This window comes from Lelliottia sp. AC1 (assembly GCF_023278595.1).
Taxonomy (GTDB): domain Bacteria; phylum Pseudomonadota; class Gammaproteobacteria; order Enterobacterales; family Enterobacteriaceae; genus Enterobacter; species Enterobacter nimipressuralis.
In genome coordinates this window covers 2,868,372-2,890,095 of sequence record NZ_CP025699.1, presented here as the reverse complement: position 1 = coordinate 2,890,095, position 21,724 = coordinate 2,868,372, and the positions used below count along the sequence as shown (strand labels likewise).

Genomic DNA, 21,724 nt, shown 5'->3' with positions numbered 1-21,724 from the left:
AACCTGAGCGCGGCATCTGAAGAGATGCCGTTCTCGGGTTTTTTTTATTTTTAAACTCAGTCACCAGATGCCTGCGGGCATCGAAGAAAGGAAATCGAGATGGAATATCAAGCTTTGGCGAAGGATATTCTCGGCCACGTAGGGGGCAAAGAGAACATCATCAGTCTGGTCCATTGTGCCACCCGGCTTCGCTTCAAACTGAAAGAAAATCAAAAAGCGGATGCCGAAGGGCTGAAGAAAAATCTGGGCGTGATCATGGTCGTTGAAAGCGGCGGGCAGTTTCAGGTGGTGATTGGAAACCATGTGAATGATGTCTGGAAAGCGGTACGTGCTGAAGCGGGTTTGCATGACGATACGCCAGTGGCAGCAGACGAGAACGGAGACAATAGTCATCTTCTCGGGCGCTTGATTGACGTGGTCTCCGGCATCTTTACCCCGTTTATTGGCATCCTGGCGGCATCCGGTATTTTGAAAGGATTGCTGGCGCTGGCCGTGGTTTGCGGCTGGCTCAGCCCCGACAGCGGAACCTACAAAATCTGGTTTGCGGCAAGCGATGCCTTATTCTTCTTCTTTCCGCTGGTGCTGGGCTACACGGCCGGGAAGAAATTTGGCGGCAATCCGTTTATCACCATGGTCATCGGTGGCGCGCTGACCCATCCGATGATGATTCAGGCGTTTGAGGCCAGCCAACAAACCGGGGCCGTAGCGGACGCGTTTCTCGGTATTCCGGTCACCTGGTTCAACTACAGCGCATCGGTTATTCCGATTATTCTCGCGGCGTGGGTCAGCTGCTGGCTGGAAAAAAAGAGCGGCAAACTGCTGCCGTCGTCGATGAAAAACTTCTTTACGCCGCTGATCTGTTTAGCGGTCACCGTCCCGCTGACCTTCCTGGTGATTGGGCCGGTAGCGACCTGGCTGAGCCAGCTGCTGGCTAACGGATATCAGGTGATTTATGTCCTGGCCCCGTGGCTGGCGGGCGCAGCGATGGGTGCGCTGTGGCAGGTGTGCGTGATCTTCGGCCTGCACTGGGGGCTGGTGCCGCTGATGATCAATAACCTGGCGGTACTGGGGCATGACTCAATGTTGCCGATGCTGCTGCCTGCGGTGATGGGGCAGGTGGGTGCCGCGCTGGGGGTCTTCCTGCGCACGCGCGATGCGCGTCTGAAAATGCTGGCGGGCTCATCGGTAACAGCGGGGATTTTTGGCATCACTGAGCCTGCGGTGTATGGCGTGAACTTGCCGCTGCGTCGTCCGTTCATCTTTGGCTGCGTGGCCGGGTCGATTGGCGGGGCCATCGTGGGCCTGAGCCAGGCCTATGTTTACTCCTTTGGGTTCGCCAATATCTTTACCATTGCGCAGATGATCCCGCCGGGTGGCATTGATGCTTCGCTGTGGGGGGGCATTATTGGAACTGTGGTTGCTCTGATGTTGAGTTGCGTGCTGACGCTGGTTGCAGGGATGCCGGGGCGCGCAGTTGAGACGACGCCAGTCACGGTCACCGCAGGTGAAGACGATGTACTTTCGCCAATGAGCGGAACGGTGCTGGCCCTGAGTCAGGTGCCGGATGCCACCTTCGCGAGCGGTCTTCTCGGTCACGGCGCGGCCATTATCCCGTCTGACAACCACGTTTTCGCCCCGTTTGCGGGTGAGGTTGCCTCGCTATTCCAGACCAAACACGCGATTGGCCTGCTAAGCGACAGCGGCATTGAAGTGCTGATCCACGTCGGTATCGACACCGTCAAGCTCGACGGCAAGCATTTCACCGCTCACGTGAACGTGGGCGATAAAGTGAAGCCTGGCGATCTGCTGCTGGAATTCGACAGACAGGCCATTCTTGACGCCGGATACGATTTGGCCACCCCGATTATTATCAGTAACAGCGACAGTTATGCAGAGGTGATCACCGTGGCGGCCAGCGCCGTCAACGCCGGTTCGCCGCTGCTGACCGTCAGCCATCAATAACAGGAGAACGTGATGAAAACTTTCCCGGATACATTTTTATGGGGCGGCGCGGTTGCTGCCAACCAGGTAGAAGGCGCTTACCTTGAAGATGGCAAAGGCCTGTCAACGTCGGACGTCCAGCCGAAAGGGGTATTTGGCCCGGTGGTAGAGCGCGTACCGGGCGACAGCGGAATTAAGGATGTGGCGATCGATTTTTATCATCGCTACCCGGACGATATTAAGCTGTTTGCTGAAATGGGATTTAGCTGCCTGCGTGTCTCTATCGCCTGGACGCGTATTTTCCCGAACGGGGATGAGCAGCAGCCGAATGAAGCGGGTCTGGCGTTTTACGACAAACTGTTTGACGAACTGGCCGCGCACAACATCACTCCGCTGGTAACGCTATCGCACTATGAGATGCCGTGGGGCCTGGTGAAACAGTATGGTGGCTGGGGCAGCCGTCAGGTGATTGGTTTCTTCGAGCGGTATGCGCGCACGGTGTTTACCCGCTACAAAGAGAAGGTGAAGCTGTGGCTGACATTTAACGAAATCAATATGTCTTTGCATGCGCCAATGACGGGCGTCGGCCTGCCGGAAACCAGCAGTAAAGCGGAAGTCTATCAGGCAATCCATCATCAGCTGGTGGCCAGCGCATTGGCGGTGAACGCCTGTCATGAGATTGTCCCGGAAGGCAAAATTGGCAATATGCTGCTGGGAGGGCTGGTCTATCCGCTGACCTGTAAGCCGGACGATGTGCTGGAAGCATTGCAGGAGAACCGTGCATGGCAGTTCTTCGGTGATGTGCAGTGCCGTGGCGCTTATCCGGGCTACATGTTGCGTTTCTTCCGCGATAACGGTATCCAGCTTGACGTAACCGATGCCGATCGCGAGGCGCTGAAATCGACCGTAGACTTTATCTCCTTCAGCTATTACATGACCGGTTGTGTGACCACGGATGAAGAGTTAAATCAGCAGGCGCGCGGCAACATTTTAAGCATGGTGCCAAACCCGCATCTCGCAAGCTCAGAGTGGGGCTGGCAGATTGACCCGGTCGGCCTACGTACTCTGCTGAATGTGCTGTGGGATCGCTATCAGAAGCCGCTGTTTATTGTCGAAAATGGTCTGGGCGCGAAAGATAAACCCGATGCCGACGGTGTCGTGCAGGATGACTACCGTATTGCCTATCTGAACGATCATCTGGTGCAGGTGCGTGAAGCAATGGAAGACGGCGTAGAGGTGATGGGTTACACCAGTTGGGGACCTATCGATCTGGTGAGCGCGTCGAAAGCTGAGTTGTCCAAACGCTACGGCTTTATTTACGTCGATCGCGACGACAGCGGTAATGGCACGCTGGCCCGCAGCCGTAAGAAAAGCTTCTACTGGTACAAAGAGGTCATTTCGACCAAAGGCGCTTCGCTAAAAGCATAATGGCACCACGCTTTGCCCGACCGGCAAAAATCGGTCGGGCAAATCATCAGAAAATCATTTTAAATACGCCCGTCACCACCAGTAAACCAATTAAGAAAATAATCAAAATAACCCACAGTAATATTTTCATTCCCTTCTCCTTCAACTTTGCCATTGGGCTTACGTCTATTTAAGTGTAGCAGCCGCATCAAATGCTTAATCAATAAGTGCTGTGAATGAATGTAATTATATAATTCGTAAGGAGAATATTTTTCTGAGTGTATGAATGTATGACAAAGTAAGGGTTGCCACGCGTTACTAAAAAAAAGTAAAGCAGCAGGCGTAATTTGCCCCTTTCTTTTTTGCGTGAATGGCGTAATGAAACGTTCAATTATTTTCCCTTTTAGCTTACCTCTCTCTTTATTGCTGGTGGCCTGTGCGCCGGGCCACGACACGGCGGCGTCTCTGCATCAGCAGGCTCCCGTGGCGAAAATCAACACTCAGCTGGCCCACACCCAGTGGCCGAAAAATGAGTGGTGGAAAGAGTTCCACGACCCGGAGCTGAACGCCCTGATTGCCAAAGCGCTGGCCGATGCGCCGGATATGCAGATTGCCCACCAGCGTATCGCCCTCGCGGAAGCCCAGGCCAAAATGGCTGTGGCTGCGGGCGGCCCGCAGATTGATTTTTCGGCGGACGCCGAGCGGCAAAAAATGTCGGCAGAAGGGCTGATGGGACCGTTCGCCGAGACCGATCCTGCGGCGGGCACCACCGGGCCGTGGTACACCAACGGCACCTTCGGTCTGACGGCGGGATGGGATCTGGATCTGTGGGGTAAAAACCGCTCCCAGGTCGAGGCCCGGATCGGCAAGGTCAATGCGCAGAAAGCGGAGATGGAACAGACCCGCCAGCTCCTCGCCAGCAGCGTGGCGCGCCTGTACTGGGAGTGGCAAACGCAGGCCGAAATTGGTCATGTGCTGACGGACATCAAACAGGAACAAGAGTCGATTATTGCCGTCGATCGTGAACTCTACCAGCACGGCATTACCTCCTCCGTAGAAGGTGTCCTCACCGATATCAACGCCAGCAAAACGCAGGAGCAGAGGGCGGAAGTCAGTGGCAAAATGAAAGCCATTGAGGCGCGGTTGCAGGCGCTGACCAATACCACGTCAGTGACGCTCACACCGCACGCGCTGCCGAAAATCGACGCTTCGCTGCCGCCGACGCTGGGCTACGACCTGCTGGCCCGTCGTCCCGATCTTCAGGAGGCGCACTGGTACATTGAAGCGTCCATGAATGACGTGGATGCCGCGAAAGCCGCGTTTTATCCGGACGTTAATCTGATGGCTTTTCTGCAACAGGACGCCCTGCATTTAAGCGATCTATTCCGCTCATCGGCCCAGCAGATGGGGGTCACTGCCGGACTGACGCTGCCGATCTTCGACAGCGGTCGCCTCAATGCGAATCTCGACATCGCCCAGGCACAGAGCAATCTGTCCGTCGCGAACTACAACAAAGCGGTGGTCGATGCAGTGAATCAGGTGGCGCGCACGGCCAGCGAAGTGGAGACGCTGATGAACAAAAATCAGCAACAGCAGCAGGTTGAAGCCGATACCGCACGGGTGGTGGCCCAGGCGCAGGCCCGTTTTCATGCGGGGATCATCGCCGGCTCACGCGTGAGCGAAGCGAAAATTCCGGCGTTGCAGGAGCACATCGCGAGTCTGACGCTTCAGGGGCAATATGTGGACGCCACCCTGCAGCTGACCTCTGCCCTGGGCGGCGGGTATCACCACGGTTAACAGGACGTTATCTATACTTACCTTTTTGCGTTATGGCGGAGGTAGGTATGGCATCAGTTCAGCGCGTGGCCATTGTTACGGCATCAGATTCCGGAATCGGTAAAACAACGGCGCTACTTCTGGCAGAGCACGGGTTTGATATTGGCGTGACCTGGCATTCGGATGAGGAGGGGGCACTCCAGACCTGTCGTGAAATCGAAGCCCTGGGGCGTCGCGCCGAGGCGATACAGCTGGATCTCAGCCACCTGCCCGAGGGGGCGAAAGCCATTGAGACGCTTATCGCCCGCTTTGGTCGGCTGGATGCGCTAGTCAACAACGCTGGCGCCATGGCCAAAGCCCTGTTTCTTGATATGACGTTTGACGACTGGCGCGGGATTTTTACCGTGGATGTGGATGGCGCGTTTCTCTGCTCACAACTTGCCGCCCGGCAGATGGTGAAGCAGGGGCAGGGTGGACGGATTGTGAATATTACCTCGGTGCATGAGCACACCCCGCTACCGGAGGCCAGCGCCTACACCGCAGCGAAACATGCGCTGGGCGGCCTGACAAAATCGATGGCCCTTGAGCTGGTGCAGCACAAAATCCTGGTCAATGCGGTTGCCCCTGGCGCTATCGCCACGCCGATGAACGGCATGGATGACAGCGAAGTCGAAGAAGGCTCCATGCCCGAGATCCCCCTCGGTCGGCCTGGGCAAACCCATGAGATCGCAAGCCTTGTCGCGTGGCTGTGTGACACGGATGCCAGCTACACCACGGGGCAATCGTTTATTGTCGACGGTGGCTTTATGCTGGCGAATCCGCAGTTTAAACCGGCGGAATAACGACGCTAGTCGCGATTATTTTCCCGATGCTTGCGCCACAGTCGCCAGATAATGACGCCTGCCACCACCAGTATCAGCCAGATCCAGTGCTTCAGATGCTGGTCGAGGTTGTGCAGCCAGGGGCCAATCACTTCGCCGCCCACATAGCCGAGCGAAGTGAATATCAGCGCCCAGGCGATGGCACCAATGATGTTTAGCGGCAGAAAGATTTTCGGCGGCAGGCGGCTGGCGCCAATTAGCAGCGGGCCGATAATGCGAAAGCCGTACATAAACCGGGTACCGATCACAAACAGATAGGGGTGACGCTGAATCAGCCGCTGCGCGCGGTTGATTTTTTTCTGATGCCGGGCAAAACGTTTGAGCAGCGTGGGGCCAAAGCGCAATCCCAGCAGATAGAGCAACTGATCGCCAATCATCCCACCCAGCGCTACCGCGGCGACCACCAGCGGGAAACGAAGCAGCCCCTGATGTGCGGCCACCCCGCCAAGCAGGGTGATGGTTTCCCCTTCCGCCACGCTCCCTATCACCAGCGCCGCATATCCATACTGTTCAATCAGACTATTGATATCCATGAGTTCAGCGGTGTCTCCCTGTGTAAACCTTCCTTAAGCATACACCCTGTGAATCAATGGTGTGGCAACCAGGACGATTTCCCCGAAGCGGCAATTTTGCCGCTGTTCATAAAATAATCTAAAGCTGCATTATACTTACAGTATCGCCTTGCGGGCCGACAATGAGGGGGCTGTATGAACCATGTCTGGGGGCTGTTTTCCCATCCCGATCGTGAGATGCATGTCATCAGAAGCGAGAACGAAACGGTCGCGCATCACTACACGCACCATGTCCTGCTCATGGCTGCCGTACCGGTGATCTGCGCGTTTATTGGCACAACACAAATCGGCTGGAATTTTGGCGATGGCAACGTCGTGACGCTCTCATGGATGACGGGGCTGGCGCTGGCGGTGGTCTTCTACGGTTTAATGCTGGCAGGTGTGGCGGTGATGGGGCGGGTGATCTACTGGATGGCGCGAAACTATCCTCAGCGTCCCTCGCTCACCCTGTGCATGGTTTTTGCCGGATACGTGGCAACACCGTTGTTTATGAGCGGCATCGTGGCGCTCTATCCGCTGGTCTGGCTGTGTGCGCTGGTGGGTACCATCGCGCTGTTTTACACCGGCTATCTGCTGTACGTGGGGATTCCGACCTTCCTCAACATTAACAAAGAAGAAGGCTTAAGTTTCTCCAGTTCAACTCTCGCGATTGGCGTGCTGGTGCTGGAGGCGCTGCTGGCGCTCACGGTGATCCTGTGGGGCTACGGCTATCGTCTCTTCTGAGGTAAATGCATTGCTGGCGTAAATGCCAGCAATGCAGCATCTGTTCACGATTCTCCGCTGGCGACAACTCACCAGGGCAGCTATGATGCCTTTGCCAGCCTGTTTCGCTCGTTGTAACGGGAGGCGTACGTCATCACGTGCATGAATAATTATCAGAAGTCTCACCATGCTGAAATTCCGAGTTTCTTTACTTAGCCTTGCGCTGATCCTGGCTGTGCCCGTTGCCGCGCCAGCGATTGCCAAAACAACCGCAGTGACCACTGCCGCCCAGCCGGAAATCGCCTCCGGAAGCGCGATGATTGTCGATCTGAATACCAACAAGGTGATCTATTCCAGTCACCCGGATCTGGTGCGTCCGATCGCGTCGATTACCAAATTAATGACCGCGATGGTGGTGCTCGATGCACGACTGCCGCTGGATGAGAAACTGAAAGTCGATATCAGCCAGACGCCAGAGATGAAAGGGATTTACTCCCGCGTGCGTCTGAACAGCGAAATCAGCCGTAAAAATATGCTGCTGCTGGCGCTGATGTCTTCGGAAAACCGGGCGGCCGCGAGCCTCGCGCACCATTATCCGGGCGGATACAACGCATTTATCCGTGCGATGAATGCCAAAGCCAAATCCCTGGGCATGACCAACACCCGTTTTGTCGAGCCAACCGGGCTGTCGATTCACAATGTCTCCACCGCACGCGACCTGACCCACCTGCTGATCGCCAGCAAACAGTACCCGCTAATCGGTCAGCTGAGTACCACGCGTGAAGAGATGGCGACCTTTGCGAATCCGGCGTACACCTTACCGTTCCGCAATACTAACCATCTGGTGTATCGCGAAAACTGGAATATCCAGCTGACGAAAACCGGCTTTACCAATGCGGCTGGTCACTGTCTGGTGATGCGTACCGTGTTTAACGGCAAACCGGTGGCGCTGGTGGTGATGGATGCGTTTGGCAAATACACTCACTTTGCTGATGCCAGCCGTTTGCGTACCTGGATTGAAACCGGGAAAGTGATGCCAGTTCCGGCGGCAGCGCTGAGCTATAAAAAGCAAAAAGCGGCGCAGATGGAAACCGCACAGAACGACTGAGCGCGTGGCAAGTGAATCCACGGTTTGCAGGCCGGGCAGGCGCAGTGCCGCCCGGCAAAACGTTTTGCCTCGCGAATTACTCCGGCAGCGTCCAGTCACCGTCGTTCAGGGGGCGCTGCATAATCAGCGTATCCCGCCAGTTTCCCTTCTTATAGCCCACGCTTCTTAACTGCCCGGCCACCTCGAATCCATGCTTTTTATGCAGCCGGATTGAGCCGGCATTGTTGTGCCCGTCGCCGACCACGGCAATCATCTGCCGCCACGGACCCTGCTCACAACGTTCAATCAGGGCATCCATCAGCGAGCTGCCAAAACCACGTCCGGTGGCGCTGGCATCCACATAGATCGACTCTTCAAGCGTATAGCGATAGGCAGGGCGCGCGCGATACAGCGCCGCATAGCAGTATCCCACCACCACGCCGCGATAGAGCGCCACCAGCCACGGCAACCCGTCGGCGGCAATCGTGCTCATGCGCTGGCGCATCTCTTCGATGGTGGGGGGAACTTCTTCAAACGATGCACGCCCGTTAAGCACATGCCAGGCGTAGATCGCGGCAATGGCATGTACGTCGTCAGGTTGGGCGTCGCGCACCTCGACTTCGGAAGCGGACAGGATATCAACGGCCGACATGATGGGCGGACTCCTCAGGAAAAAAAAGCCGGAGAAGCGGTTCTCCGGCGGGGTGAGATTACTCTAGTACGATTGTTACTGGCTTAACAATAATTTCAGTGTGGCTATAGTGTTTGATCAGAGGGTTGCGTCTCGTCGCGCTCTGTCTGTACCGCTTCTTTCCAGTATTTATGCTTCGTCGTCTTACCAATGCCGGGATTCATGCTGTTTGTCGGGTCATTCTCGCGATAAAAACGTTTAAGCGTTTCTGGCGCTTCATACAGGTGCCCGACGTTATGTTCGGCAGGGTATTGTGCCCCGCGCGCGCGCAGCAGTTCGAGCATCTGCTCCTTCAGGGCATGCGCATCAACGCCTTTTTTGACGATGTAATCCTGGTGGAAAACGTGGCACATAAAGTGGCCGTAGTAGAGCTTATGCACCAGCTTACTGTCGATTTCCGGCGGCAGGTGTTCAAACCACTCCGTATCGTTACGTCGCAGGGCGATATCCAGCGCCAGAATATCTTCCACTTCGTCGGCGTGAACCGCCTGATAGCGAATCGCGGCGCCCGCCGCGGCGAAGCGGTGTAAGAACGCCTTGTTGCCTTCTTCCGGCGTACAGGCAAAGAAATCGCCCTCGGCTGTTTTAAAGTATTCCGCCAGCCAGGTTTGCGCCTCGGCAATCCCGTCGCCCGACATTTTCAGCAGCAGGTGGTGTTCGTACTTATCGCGCCAGCTCTTCATGCGCGGCGGCAGGTGCGCCGGGAAAGCCGTGCCCAGCTTCTGCATAAAGCGATCGGTGAAGTGCGGTTTGAACAGGGACACTTTGCCAAGCATGGCGTCGGCGCGGCCTTTCATCGTAAAGAAGAATGGCATTTTGTCGGTGCCGAGCTTATCGATCATCAGGAAGGTGTCTTTGCCGTAGCGCTCGGCGATATCGTAAATATCGCGATGCATGTACTCACCCGCGACCGGCAGATTTGTGAACTCGCCCAGAATATGACGACGGATCTCGGTCAGCACCTCCGGCTGGTTGGTACCGATATAAAAGACCTGCTGATTTTTCTGCGCCGGGAAGGTGTCCAGACGTACGGCAAACACCGCCAGTTTGCCCGCGCAGCCGGAAGATTCAAACAGACGATCCGGATCGGCGTTATAGCGCGCCGGGGTATCGGCTTCAATGTCGCGCACGCGTTCGACGTAATCGTGATCGTGGGCGTGACGGCCATCGTGCTGCACGTCAGCGTCGTTCACGCGCTCGTCGTCGAGCTTGCTCAGGATCTGCTCAGGCGTGACACCCAGGTTGATCCCCAGATGATTCACCAGCTGTAATTTTCCGTTCTCATCAATGCGTGCAAACAGGGACATTTCCGTATACGCCGGGCCGCGCTGCACCAGCGACCCGCCGGAGTTGTTGCAGATCCCGCCGATCACCGACGCGCCAATGCAGGAGGAGCCAATCACCGAGTGCGGCTCGCGACCCAGCGGCTTGAGCGCTTTTTCCAGCGAATAAAGGGTCGTGCCAGGATAGGCCAGCACCTGCTCACCTTTGTCCAGCAGATGCAGTTTATCGAGACGCAGGGTGCTGATAATGACGATATCCCGGTCGTAATCATTGCCGTTTGGCGTCGAGCCTTCCGTCAGGCCGGTATTGGCCGCCTGCATCAGAATGATTTTGTCGGCGTTGACGCAGGCGCTCAGTACACGCCACAGCTCCAGCAGCGTGCCGGGGAAGACTACCGCCAGCGCTTCACCCTGGCCGGAACGGAAGCCCTTGCGATAGCGGGCGGTTTTTTCAGGGTCCGTCAGCAGGTGTGAGTGACCGACCAGGCGAGACAGTTCGTTAATAAAAGTGTTGTTATTTTGTGTGCGAACAGAAGTCATCTTCCACTCCTTGTGGTGGGGCAAATTTCTCGCTGTAAAGCATAGCGCGATTAACTGTTAAGCGAACAAGTATTCATGAGAAAAATCAGAGAATAACCCTGCAAGGTTGAAAGGGTTTGTGGCACACTGCGCTTTTCGCACGGTCTGGCCGAGTTTTCCGGCGGTTGATGATGAGAGAGTACAACACATGAAATGGCTTTGTTCTGTAGCTGTCGCAGTAAGCCTGGCGCTGCAACCCGCGCTGGCTGAAGATCTGTTTGGCAACCACCCATTAACCCCGGAAGCCCGCGACGCCTTCGTCACGGACTTGCTCACTAAAATGACGGTCGATGAAAAAATCGGCCAGCTGCGTCTCATCAGCGTCGGGCCGGATAACCCGAAAGAGGCGATCCGCGAGATGATCAAGGAGAGCCAGGTCGGGGCGATTTTTAACACCGTCACCCGCGAAGATATCCGCAAAATGCAGGACCAGGTGATGCAGCTCAGCCGCCTGAAAATTCCGCTTTTCTTCGCCTACGATGTGGTCCACGGCCAGCGTACCGTCTTCCCGATTAGCCTCGGTTTAGCCTCATCCTTTAACCTGGATGCGGTCAGAACCGTCGGGCGTATTTCGGCCTATGAAGCCGCCGACGACGGTCTGAACATGACCTGGGCGCCGATGGTCGACGTCTCGCGCGATCCGCGCTGGGGCCGCGCCTCAGAGGGCTTTGGTGAAGACACCTATTTAACCGCCACCCTCGGCAAAACCATGGTCGAAGCGATGCAGGGCAAAAGCCCGGCGGATCGTTACTCGGTGATGACCAGCGTCAAACACTTTGCCGCCTACGGCGCGGTAGAGGGCGGGAAAGAGTACAACACCGTTGACATGAGCTCGCAGCGCCTGTTCAACGACTACATGCCGCCGTACAAAGCCGGGCTGGATGCAGGCAGCGGCGCGGTGATGGTGGCCCTGAACTCCCTCAACGGCACCCCGGCGACCTCCGATTCCTGGCTGCTGAAAGACGTACTACGCGATCAGTGGGGCTTCAAAGGCATTACCGTGTCCGATCACGGCGCGATTAAAGAGCTGATCAAACACGGCACCGCCTCCGATCCGGAAGACGCCGTGCGCGTGGCGCTCAAAGCCGGTATCAACATGAGCATGAGCGACGAGTATTACAGCAAATACCTGCCTGACCTGGTGAAAACCGGCAAAGTGACCATGGCAGAGCTGGACGACGCCACCCGCCATGTGCTGAACGTGAAATATGACATGGGGCTGTTTAACGATCCGTACAGCCACTTAGGGCCGAAAGAGTCCGACCCGGCGGATACCAATGCCGAAAGCCGTCTGCATCGTAAAGAGGCCCGTGAAGTGGCGCGCGAAAGTCTCGTGCTGCTGAAAAACCGTCTCGAAACGCTGCCGCTGAAAAAATCCGGCACCCTCGCCGTGGTTGGCCCACTGGCCGACAGCAAGCGTGACGTGATGGGCAGTTGGTCCGCTGCGGGCGTGGCCGATCAGTCCGTCACCGTGCTCACGGGGATCAAAAATGCGCTGGGCGAAAAGGGCAAAGTGATTTACGCCAAAGGCGCTAACGTCACTAACGACAACGATATCGTCACCTTCCTGAACCAGTACGAAGAGGCGGTGAAGGTTGATCCGCGTTCGGCGAAAGAGATGATCGACGAAGCGGTCAACGCGGCGAAACAGGCTGATGTGGTGGTGGCGGTCGTCGGTGAAGCGCAGGGCATGGCCCATGAAGCGTCGAGCCGTACCGATATCACCCTCCCGCAGAGCCAGCGCGATCTGATCAGCGCACTGAAAGCGACGGGTAAACCGCTGGTGCTGGTGCTGATGAACGGCCGCCCGCTGGCGCTGGTGAAAGAGGATCAGCAGGCTGATGCGCTGCTCGAAACCTGGTTCGCCGGGACCGAGGGCGGAAACGCCATTGCCGATGTGCTGTTTGGTGATTACAACCCGTCTGGCAAACTGCCGATGTCCTTCCCGCGCTCTGTCGGCCAAATTCCGGTTTACTACAGCCACCTGAATACCGGTCGCCCGTACAACGCCGATAAGCCGAACAAGTACACCTCACGCTATTTCGATGAAGCTAACGGCCCGCTTTATCCGTTTGGTTATGGGCTGAGCTACACCACCTTCAAGGTTTCTGACGTGAAAATGTCTGCACCCACCCTGAAGCGTGACGGCAAAGTCACCGCCAGCGTGGACGTGACCAACACCGGTAAACGTGACGGTGCCACGGTCATTCAGATGTACGTGCAGGATGTAACGGCCTCCATGAGCCGCCCGGTGAAACAGCTGCGCGGCTTCGAGAAGGTTGACCTGAAGCCGGGTGAGACCAAAACTGTGAGCTTCCCGATTGACGTCGATGCGCTGAAGTTCTGGAATCAGCAGATGAAATATGACGCGGAACCAGGGAAGTTTAACGTCTTTATCGGCGTGGACTCTGCGCGAGTGAATAAAGGCGAGTTCGACCTGCTTTAACGACAAGAGACGAAACCCGCCGTTGTGCGGGTTTCGTGACGTATCCCGCAAGGTTTCACGCCTTTCCTGCCTGATTGCTTTGCTTCCCTCTTTTCTCGTCACTTACTCGCCGTCAAATGTGACCTTTTTCACAGTTCATTTTTATCCCACACATGAAATCGTGAGGACGATCAAAACTCACTCCCGCCACACCCGGCAGGCGTGACTCTCTTCACTCTTCGCGAAAAAGCCCGGTAAACACGCCACAAACACGCCGCAGAAAAGCCGTGTAATGCCTGTCACATCACAGCTGACAGGTAATCACATGAAGCTCTCATTAGAAAACATCTCCCTCGATCGAAGCGGGTTGACCCCCGTCACCACCGCGCTGCAGGAACTCATCGATACGCTTGCCGTGAACGGAGGAGGCATGCTGGTGGTCACGCCAGGCATCTACCTGACCGGAACGCTGGTGCTGCCGTCGAATTTCACCCTGCATCTGGAAGCGGGCGCGCGCCTGCTCGCCAGCCAGAATGTGGATGATTACCACGCTGCAGAAACCCAAAGTACAGCCGAGCTGTCGCGCATGGCACTCATCTACGCCCGCGATGCGCGCAACCTGACGCTCAGCGGCGCGGGCTGCATCGACGGCAACGCCACGGCCTGGTTTGCCGCAGAGACGGATGACCAGGGCTATCGCCAGCCGAAACCCCAGCGCCCACGCCTGCTGGTGCTGGAAGGGTGCGAACAGGTACGCCTGACGGATATCACCCTGTGCGACTCGCCGATGTGGACCGCGCATCTGGTGAGCTGCAACCATGTTTTCATCCGCAATATCACCATTGATAACGATCTGGCGCTGGCTAACACCGACGCGCTGGACATCGACAGCTGCCAGCATGTGCTCATCAGCGACAGCTACTTCAGCGCCGCCGACGACGGCATCTGTCTGAAGACCACGGCCAAAGCGCCCGAACTCCAGCAGCCGATCGACAACGTCACAATCAGTAACTGCATCATTCGCTCCAAAAGCTGCGCAATTAAAGTCGGGACCGAAACCTTCGCTGACATCACCCATCTGGCGGTCACCAACTGCGTGATTTTCGACTCCAACCGCGGCATCGGCCTGATCTCCCGCGACGGCGGCCATTTCAGCAAGATGAGCTTTAACAACATTCTCTTCGACTGCCGCCACGGCCATCCGTGTCACTGGGGCAAAGCCGACCCGGTATTTATCTCCGTGCGTCATCGCGCGCCGGACATCACGCCAGGCACGATCAGCCAGATCACCTTCTCGGGCCTGAACGGGACGGGGGAGGGGGCGATAAATCTGCACAGCGAAACGCCCGGTGCGATCCGCGATATCACCTTCAACGGCCTGGCGTTCAGCCAGCTTGCCTCCCGATCCGATGAACAGGGCTGCTACGACGTGCGCCCGCCGTGTAACCCAGAGCGCCCGACCGGAATGGGGCTGGACAACGCCTATCGCGTGAATACGCAAACCGGGCGCGCTCACGGCGTGGAGTTATATCCGCACGGGCTGCCGGCCCTTTACGCCTGCGGCGTCGAAGGGTTGCATCTGCATGCCATCACCATTACGCGCCCGTCGCCGCTGCCTGCGGGCTGGGATACTGAAAAAATCCGGAGTGCAAAATGATCAAAAAAGTGCGGGAAATAAAGCTGCGGAACTACGTGTGCTACGGGCTGGCGGATGTGATTGGCTCGGGGGCCTTTACCCTGGTCAGCGCCTGGCTGCTGTTTTTCTTAACCACCTTTTGTGGCCTGACGCCGATCCAGGCCGGGTCCCTGTTTGCGGTGGCGAGAATTGTTGATGTGATCATGTGTCCGGTGATCGGCTACGTTTCTGATAACTTCCACAAAACGCGCCTGGGGCGCCGCTTTGGCCGTCGCCGTTTCTTCCTGCTGGCCAGTATTCCGCTGGTGTCGGTCTACAGCCTGCTGTGGGTGGAAGGGTTCAACTACTGGATGTACCTGCTGTTCTACATCCTGTTTGAAATCGTCTACACCATGATCATTATTCCGTACGACACGCTCTCGGCTGAGATGACGTCGGATTTCAAAAAGCGCTCAAAACTGACCAGCGCACGTATGTATATCGCCCAGCTCGCGGGATTTGCGGCGGCGTTCCTGCCGGGGCGTCTGGTGGCGTACTTCGGCCCGGACTCTTCCGACTCCTTCTTCTATACCGGGGCGATTTTCACCGTCTCCTTTATGATTGTGCTGTTCTTTGTCTATTTCGGCACCTGGGAGCGCTCGCTGGAAGAGATCCAGCAGAATGAGCACCACGACGAAGACGACGAAAAAGAGCCGTTCGCCACGCGCGCATACCATATCTATTACGATTTCGTCTCAACGTTAAAAATCAAAACGTTCCGCTCGCATCTGGGGATGTATCTCGGCGGCTCGGTGGCGCAGGACATTTTCAACTCGGTCTTTACCTACTTTGTGGTCTTCGCCCTGATGACCTCGTCTGTGATGGCCTCCAATCTGCTGGGCGTCGTAAACGGTCTGCAGTTCTTTGGCGTCGGGATTGCCACCTGGCTGACCCTGCGCTACTCCCCGTCGCGCGCCTTTGCGACCCAGGCCACGATGGCGCTGGTGGCGTTTGCCCTGTTTGTGTCCGCGTACTTCAGCGGCACCGGCGGGATGACCCTGCTGTACGTCGGTGCGGCGGTCGCCGGGCTGGCGCGCGGCGGTATCTACGCTATTCCGTGGAATAACTATACCTTTGTCGCCGACGTGGATGAGATCCTCACCTGCCGTCGTCGCGAGGGGATTTTCGCGGGCTTTATGAGCCTGCTGCGTAAGGCGTCGCAGGCCCTGTCGATTTTCCTCGTCGGCGTGGCCCTGCAGATGTCCGGGTTTGTCTCCGGACAAAATGCCCAGCCGCAGTCGGCCATCAACATGATTTTAATCATCATGATTGTGCTGCCGGTCGCACTGACGCTGTGGGGGATCTGGTCGGCGTTCCAGTTTAAGGTCAACAGCCGTACCCACGCGATTCTGAACGAAGAAGTGGCGCGTCTGAAACAGGGCGGCAGCAAGGCGACCGTCAGCGCGGAAAACAAAGCGGTGATCGAAAGCCTGACCGGTATGCCGTACGACCACTGCTGGGGGGAAAACAGCGTCGGCTATTTGAATCGTAAACGCATGAATGTGCGCGCACTGCGAGACAAAATGGCATGACGGAGCAGAGCGTATTTATCCAGCAGGGCCTGTGGGCCCGGCTGGGATTGCCTCGTGAACTGTGCTGGGGCTTTGTCGGGATTTTCCTGTTTATCACCGGCGCCACCATCGAGCAAAGCTGGCTGGCGTCGATGCTTCAGCATCGCGGTTTTGATGCCATGCACATCAGCCTGCTGTCATCGGTGTTTGGGCTGTGTGTCGCGGCGGTATCGTGGTTTTCCGGAATAGGCGCGGGCGTACTTGGCCTGCGCCGCCTGATGTGGGCGGCGACGCTGTTCTACTTTATCGGCTCAATTCCCTTTATCGCTTACGCGCTGCCGCAGGGGAATTATCCTCTGATGGTGGCGAGCTACGCCCTGCGCGGTGTGGCGTATCCGCTGTTCGCCTATTCGTTTCTGGTGTGGATTAACCAGCGCTGCGAGCCAGGTATACTCGGGCGCGCCGTCTCCTGGTTCTGGATTGCGTTTGGGGTGGGCATGACCATCGTCGGGCCGTGGTACTCAAGCCTGATGCTGCCCCTGATCGGCGAAACCTCGACGCTGCTGAGCGGGTTTATCTTTGTGGCACTCGGCGCATTCTGCGCGCTGGTGCTCAACCGCGATCGCCCGCTCGTGCAAAGCAACGGCCATCTCGGCGCGGCCTTTGCCGAAGGGATGATGGTGCTGGTGCGTGAGCCGAAAATGCGTCTGGCGGTGATCGTCAAAACCATCAACGATATCGGCAAGTTTTCGCTGGTGATCCTGATGCCGGTCTACCTGCCGCGTTTCGGATTTAGCATCGCCGAGTGGTTGACAATCTGGGGGCTGGTGAACGTGGTCAATATCTTCGCTAACTACTTCTTCGGCTGGCTCGGCGATACCATCGGCTGGCGCAAGACGGTGGTCTGGTTCTCCGGCACCCTCTGCGGCCTGGCGATGCTGGCGGTGTGCTACGCGCCGGTACTGTTTGGTGACAGCCAAACGGCGCTGTTTCTGGCTCTGGCCCTGTACGCCATCGGGCTGGGTGCCTTTGGCCCGCTGAGCGCGCTGATCCCGTCCCTGCTGCCGGAGAACAAAGGCGCTGCCATCTCCTGCCTGAATCTCGGGTCGGGGCTGAGCAATTTCGCCGGTCCACTTATCGTCACGCTCTGCGTTTCGCCGTTTGGCGTGGAGGGGACGTTGTGGGTGATCGCGCTGCTCTATTTTGCCGCCAGCCTGCTGACCGTTCCGCTGAGGTTGCCGGAAGAAGGATGATTCCTCAATTTTAGGCTACGCTTTTCTCTCAAGCCCCTGATAAAGGCGGCAAATTAATGAGGAAAGCAGAATGACAATCACAAAGGGGATATGGGGTTCAGCGGCGTTACTGGCGGCGCTGAGCCTGCCTTTACAGGCGGCAGAGCCGGTAAAGGTGGGGTCTAAGATCGATACGGAAGGGGCGTTGCTCGGCAATATCATCCTGCAGGTGCTGGAAAGCCACGGGGTGAAAACAGTGAATAAAGTCCAGCTGGGTACCACGCCCGTGGTGCGCGGGGCCATCACCTCCGGCGAGCTGGATATCTACCCAGAATACACCGGTAATGGCGCGTTTTTCTTTAAAGATGAAAACGATGCGGCGTGGAAAAATGCCAGCGCAGGCTACGAGAAAGTGAAAAAACTCGACGCCGAACAGAACAAACTGATCTGGCTGACCCCTGCGCCCGCCAACAACACCTGGACCATCGCCGTGCGCAAGGATATCGCTGAGAAAGGCAAACTGACCTCTCTTGACGATCTGAGTCGCTATCTGAAAGAGAAGGGCGATTTCAAACTGGCGGCCTCGGCGGAATTTATCGAACGTCCGGACGCGCTTCCGGCCTTTGAAAAAGCCTACGATTTTAAACTCGACCAGAGCCAGCTGCTGTCGCTCGCGGGCGGTGATACGGCGGTGACGATCAAAGCTGCCGCTCAGAAAACCTCCGGCGTAAATGCGGCGATGGCCTACGGCACTGACGGCCCGGTGGCGGCGCTCGGTCTGCAAACCCTGACCGATCCGAAAGGCGTTCAGCCGATCTATGCCCCTACGCCTGTGGTGCGTGAAGCGGTGCTGAAAGCCTATCCGCAGATCGGCGACTGGCTAAAGCCGGTGTTTGAAACTCTCGATGAGAAAACCCTGCAACAGCTCAATGCGAGCATTGCGGTGGAAGGGCTGGATGCCAAAAAAGTGGCGGCAGATTATCTGAAGCAAAAAGGACTTGTGAAGTAACAGGATAATGCTGTGCCGATAACCTGTCATAACCGCGTACTGCTGCTGCTCGCGTTTGTCGCGCTGGCGGCGTGCGCGCTTCCGTTTGTGAATTTTGCCCCTAATCGGCTGGTGTCCGGCGAGGGGCTGTCCGTCTGGCAGGTGTGGGCGTTTTCGCCCCTCCTGCTGGCCCTGTCCCTTCTACTGGCTGCAGTGCTGGCGTTTTGCCGTGGGCGCTTGCCGCTCATTTTCACGCTGATCCTCTGCGAAGCGTTAGTTGTGCTGCTGACCTGGAGTGCCGGGCAGGCGGCGACGCATCTCGCCACCGCCGAAACGCCGCTGGCGCGCACCTCGGCAGGCAGCGGGCTGTGGCTGTGGATGGCCCTGTGCCTGCTCGCCTGTAGCGACGCGATCCGCCGTCTGACGCAACACCCGCTCTGGCGCTGGCTGCTCCACGCGCAGATTTGGGTTCTGCCGCTGGCGCTGCTGTTCAGCGGCGAACTGAATACCCTTTCTCTGCTCAAAGAGTACGCTAACCGCCAGGAGATTTTTAACGATGCGCTGTTGCAACATCTGACGATCCTGTTTGGCACGCTGGTGCCTGCGCTGCTTATCGGCGTACCCATCGGCCTGTGGTGCTACCGCCACCCCACGCGTCAGGGGCCGGTATTTACCGTGCTGAACGTGATTCAGACAATCCCTTCCGTGGCGCTGTTCGGCTTGCTGATCGCGCCGCTCGCCGGGCTGGTGAAAAGCTTTCCTGCGCTCGCCTCGCTCGGTATCGCCGGAACCGGACTGACGCCCGCGCTGATCGCGCTGGTGCTGTACGCGCTGCTGCCTCTGGCGCGCGGCGTGCTGGCGGGGCTAAGCCAGGTTTCCCCTGAAGTGCTGGAGAGCGCCAGCGCGATGGGGATGAGCGCTCGCCAGCGATTCTGGAAAATCCAGCTGCCGCTGGCACTGCCGCTGCTGCTGCGTAGCCTGCGGGTGGTGGCAGTGCAAACCGTCGGCATGGCGGTGATTGCGGCGCTGATCGGCGCTGGCGGCTTTGGGGCACTGGTATTCCAGGGCCTGCTGAGCAGCGCGCTGGATTTGGTCTTACTCGGTGTGATTCCTACTATCGCGCTGGCGGTGGTGGTGGATGCGCTTTTTGCCCTGTGGCTGGCCCTGCTGAAGGGGAAAAATGATGATTGAATTTCACGATGTGAACAAAAAATTTGCCGGGCAGATGGCTGTCAGCAACCTGAATCTGCGTTTTGAAGAAGGGGCCTTTTCGGTGCTGATCGGCACTTCCGGCTCGGGAAAATCGACCACCCTGAAGATGATCAACCGGCTGGTGGAGCATGACAGCGGGCTGATTCGTTTTGCTGGCGAGGAGATCCGCAGCCTGCCGGTGCTGGAACTGCGCCGCCGGATGGGGTACGCCATTCAGTCCATCGGCCTGTTCCCGCACTGGACGGTGGCGCAGAATATCGCCACCGTGCCGCAGCTGCAAAAATGGTCGCGGCAGAAGATTGCGGATCGCGTGGACGAACTGATGGCGCTGCTGGGGCTGGAGCCTGCCCTGCGCGAGCGCTATCCGCATCAGCTTTCCGGCGGGCAACAGCAGCGCGTCGGCGTGGCGCGCGCGCTGGCTGCGAATCCTGAAGTGCTGCTGATGGATGAGCCTTTTGGCGCGCTGGACCCGGTTACTCGCAGCGCGCTGCAAACGGAGATGACCCGTATCCACCGCATTCTGGGGCGCACGATTATTCTGGTGACTCACGATATCGACGAAGCCCTGCGCCTCGCCGACCGCCTGGTTTTGATGGACAACGGCCAAGTGGTGCAGCAGGGGACGCCGCTGGAGCTGTTAACCCATCCGGCGACGGATTTTGTGCGCGAATTCTTTGGCCGCAGCGAACTGGGCGTACGCCTGCTGTCGCTGCGCACGGTCGGGGAGTATCTGCGCCGCGAAGATCCTGCCGTTAACGGCGAACCCCTTCAGGCGCAAATGAGCCTGCGCGATGCGCTCTCTGCGTTTGTCGCGCGGCAGTGCGAGGTGTTACCGGTGGTCGATGAGCAGGGCGCGCCCTGCGGCACCCTGCATTTTCGCGATTTACTGGCCGGGGAGGTGGAACGTGAAATGGCTACGTGATCCGCTCCTGTGGCTGGTGCTGCTGTTTGTCGCGCTGCTGTGGCTGATGCCCTACAGCGGCGGGCTGTTTGGCGCGTTGTTTCCAGGCCTTCCGCGCCCCGTTTATCTGCAGGAGAGTTTTATCAGCCTGACGCTGGCCCATTTCTGGCTGGTGGGGGTTTCAAGCGCCGTGGCGATTGTGATCGGCGTCGGGGCCGGGATTGCGGTGACGCGCCCGGCGGGCCGAGAGTTTCGCCCGCTGGTGGAGACCATTGCCGCTATCGGGCAGACGTTCCCGCCGGTGGCGGTGCTGGCGATTGCGGTGCCGGTGATCGGTTTTGGTCAGGAACCGGCGATCATTGCGTTGATTCTGTACGGCGTCCTGCCGATTTTACAGGCGACGCTGGCCGGGCTGACAGCGGTTCCGGCGGCGGTGAGCAGCGTGGCGGAAGGCATGGGGATGAGTGCGGGGCAGCGTCTGCGTAAAGTTGAGCTGCCGCTTGCCGCGCCGGTGATTCTGGCAGGTGTGCGCACGTCGGTAATCATTAATATCGGGACGGCGACCATTGCCTCAACGGTCGGGGCCAATACCTTAGGCACGCCGATCATTATCGGCCTGAGCGGGTTTAACTCGGCTTATATTGTGCAGGGCGCGGTGCTGGTTGCGCTGGCGGCGATCGTGGTTGATCGCGGATTTGAACGGCTGGCGCAGTATCTCAGCCGACACCGCCACGTACGATAAATGAGTAGCCAGCCAGCATAACGCCGCCAATGCCGCTGATAGCCATTAAGGCGAAGAGGGTAATTACGGCCACTTTGGTTGCCTTCATAATGTGCTCCTTTTGTTAACCGTCCAATTAT

Annotated in this window: 18 protein-coding genes; 14 read left to right on the top strand and 4 right to left on the bottom strand. The window is 57.7% G+C overall.

The genetic code is table 11. The features are described 5' to 3' along the window. Nucleotides 1–99 precede the first annotated feature (99 nt). From bglF to C0560_RS13705, 4 genes are all read left to right on the top strand, one after another. Nucleotides 100–1,962, top strand: coding sequence for a PTS beta-glucoside transporter subunit IIABC (gene bglF / locus C0560_RS13720; RefSeq protein ID WP_248858753.1), 1,863 nt, complete (start codon nt 100–102; stop codon nt 1,960–1,962). Nucleotides 1,963–1,974: 12 nt separating this feature from the next. After that, on the top strand, nt 1,975–3,369 hold the full coding sequence (locus tag C0560_RS13715; RefSeq protein ID WP_248858750.1) for a glycoside hydrolase family 1 protein: 1,395 nt from the start codon (nt 1,975–1,977) through the stop codon (nt 3,367–3,369). A 357-nt stretch (nt 3,370–3,726) separates the two neighbouring features. After that, nucleotides 3,727–5,145, top strand: coding sequence for a multidrug resistance outer membrane protein MdtQ (mdtQ, locus tag C0560_RS13710; protein ID WP_248858749.1), 1,419 nt, complete (start codon nt 3,727–3,729; stop codon nt 5,143–5,145). 47 nt (nt 5,146–5,192) lie between these two features. Further along, nucleotides 5,193–5,966, top strand: coding sequence for an SDR family oxidoreductase (locus C0560_RS13705; protein WP_248858747.1), 774 nt, complete (start codon nt 5,193–5,195; stop codon nt 5,964–5,966). Nucleotides 5,967–5,971: 5 nt separating this feature from the next. On the opposite strand, the gene C0560_RS13700 is transcribed toward C0560_RS13705, so the two are convergent. Next, the gene (locus tag C0560_RS13700; RefSeq protein WP_181826581.1) at nt 5,972–6,538 is read right to left on the bottom strand and encodes a DedA family protein; all 567 of its coding nucleotides are present in this window, start codon (nt 6,536–6,538) and stop codon (nt 5,972–5,974) included. A 174-nt stretch (nt 6,539–6,712) separates the two neighbouring features. Here C0560_RS13700 and C0560_RS13695 point away from each other — a divergent pair, with 174 nt between their 5' ends. After that, nucleotides 6,713–7,300 (top strand): Yip1 family protein, encoded by a 588-nt coding sequence (locus C0560_RS13695; RefSeq protein WP_100779539.1) that lies wholly within the window; start codon nt 6,713–6,715, stop codon nt 7,298–7,300. Nucleotides 7,301–7,466: 166 nt separating this feature from the next. Continuing rightward, nucleotides 7,467–8,387, top strand: a complete 921-nt coding sequence (gene pbpG / locus C0560_RS13690; protein ID WP_100779540.1) for a D-alanyl-D-alanine endopeptidase — start codon at nt 7,467–7,469, stop codon at nt 8,385–8,387. A 76-nt stretch (nt 8,388–8,463) separates the two neighbouring features. On the opposite strand, the gene C0560_RS13685 is transcribed toward pbpG, so the two are convergent. Together C0560_RS13685 and dld are read right to left on the bottom strand one after the other, a co-directional pair. After that, entirely contained in the window at nt 8,464–9,018 is a 555-nt protein-coding gene (locus C0560_RS13685; protein WP_100779541.1) for a GNAT family N-acetyltransferase, read from the bottom strand. 104 nt (nt 9,019–9,122) lie between these two features. Further along, the gene (gene dld / locus C0560_RS13680; RefSeq protein WP_100779542.1) at nt 9,123–10,880 is read right to left on the bottom strand and encodes a D-lactate dehydrogenase; all 1,758 of its coding nucleotides are present in this window, start codon (nt 10,878–10,880) and stop codon (nt 9,123–9,125) included. Nucleotides 10,881–11,067: 187 nt separating this feature from the next. Between dld and bglX the strand changes: the two genes are divergently transcribed. From bglX to C0560_RS13640, 8 genes are all read left to right on the top strand, one after another. Further along, entirely contained in the window at nt 11,068–13,365 is a 2,298-nt protein-coding gene (gene bglX, locus C0560_RS13675; RefSeq protein ID WP_181826579.1) for a beta-glucosidase BglX, read from the top strand. A 304-nt stretch (nt 13,366–13,669) separates the two neighbouring features. Beyond that, nucleotides 13,670–15,001 carry a glycoside hydrolase family 28 protein gene (locus C0560_RS13670; RefSeq protein ID WP_248858746.1) on the top strand — a complete coding sequence of 444 codons (1,332 nt, stop codon included), beginning with the start codon at nt 13,670–13,672 and terminating at the stop codon, nt 14,999–15,001. Next, complete coding sequence (locus tag C0560_RS13665; RefSeq protein WP_102104122.1) at nt 14,998–16,551, top strand: MFS transporter; 1,554 nt, start codon at nt 14,998–15,000, stop codon at nt 16,549–16,551. The genes C0560_RS13670 and C0560_RS13665 overlap by 4 nt, the downstream gene beginning before the upstream one ends. Next, nucleotides 16,548–17,783, top strand: coding sequence for an MFS transporter (locus C0560_RS13660; protein WP_123427309.1), 1,236 nt, complete (start codon nt 16,548–16,550; stop codon nt 17,781–17,783). The genes C0560_RS13665 and C0560_RS13660 overlap by 4 nt, the downstream gene beginning before the upstream one ends. A 70-nt stretch (nt 17,784–17,853) precedes the next feature. Further along, a complete protein-coding gene (locus C0560_RS13655) occupies nt 17,854–18,771 on the top strand; it encodes an ABC transporter substrate-binding protein (protein ID WP_100779547.1) in 918 nt (305 codons plus the stop codon). A gap of 12 nt (nt 18,772–18,783) precedes the next feature. Next, nucleotides 18,784–19,941: an ABC transporter permease gene (locus tag C0560_RS13650; RefSeq protein ID WP_102104120.1), complete on the top strand. Its 1,158-nt coding sequence runs from the start codon at nt 18,784–18,786 to the stop codon at nt 19,939–19,941. Then, nucleotides 19,934–20,884, top strand: coding sequence for an ABC transporter ATP-binding protein (locus C0560_RS13645; RefSeq protein ID WP_248860289.1), 951 nt, complete (start codon nt 19,934–19,936; stop codon nt 20,882–20,884). Before C0560_RS13650 ends, C0560_RS13645 begins: the two co-directional genes overlap by 8 nt. Next, nucleotides 20,868–21,605 (top strand): ABC transporter permease, encoded by a 738-nt coding sequence (locus C0560_RS13640; RefSeq protein ID WP_231276667.1) that lies wholly within the window; start codon nt 20,868–20,870, stop codon nt 21,603–21,605. The genes C0560_RS13645 and C0560_RS13640 overlap by 17 nt, the downstream gene beginning before the upstream one ends. On the opposite strand, the gene C0560_RS13635 is transcribed toward C0560_RS13640, so the two are convergent. Continuing rightward, the gene (locus tag C0560_RS13635) at nt 21,580–21,693 is read right to left on the bottom strand and encodes a protein YohO (protein ID WP_100779551.1); all 114 of its coding nucleotides are present in this window, start codon (nt 21,691–21,693) and stop codon (nt 21,580–21,582) included. The genes C0560_RS13640 and C0560_RS13635 overlap by 26 nt on opposite strands. Between the last annotated feature and the right edge of the window lie 31 nt (nt 21,694–21,724).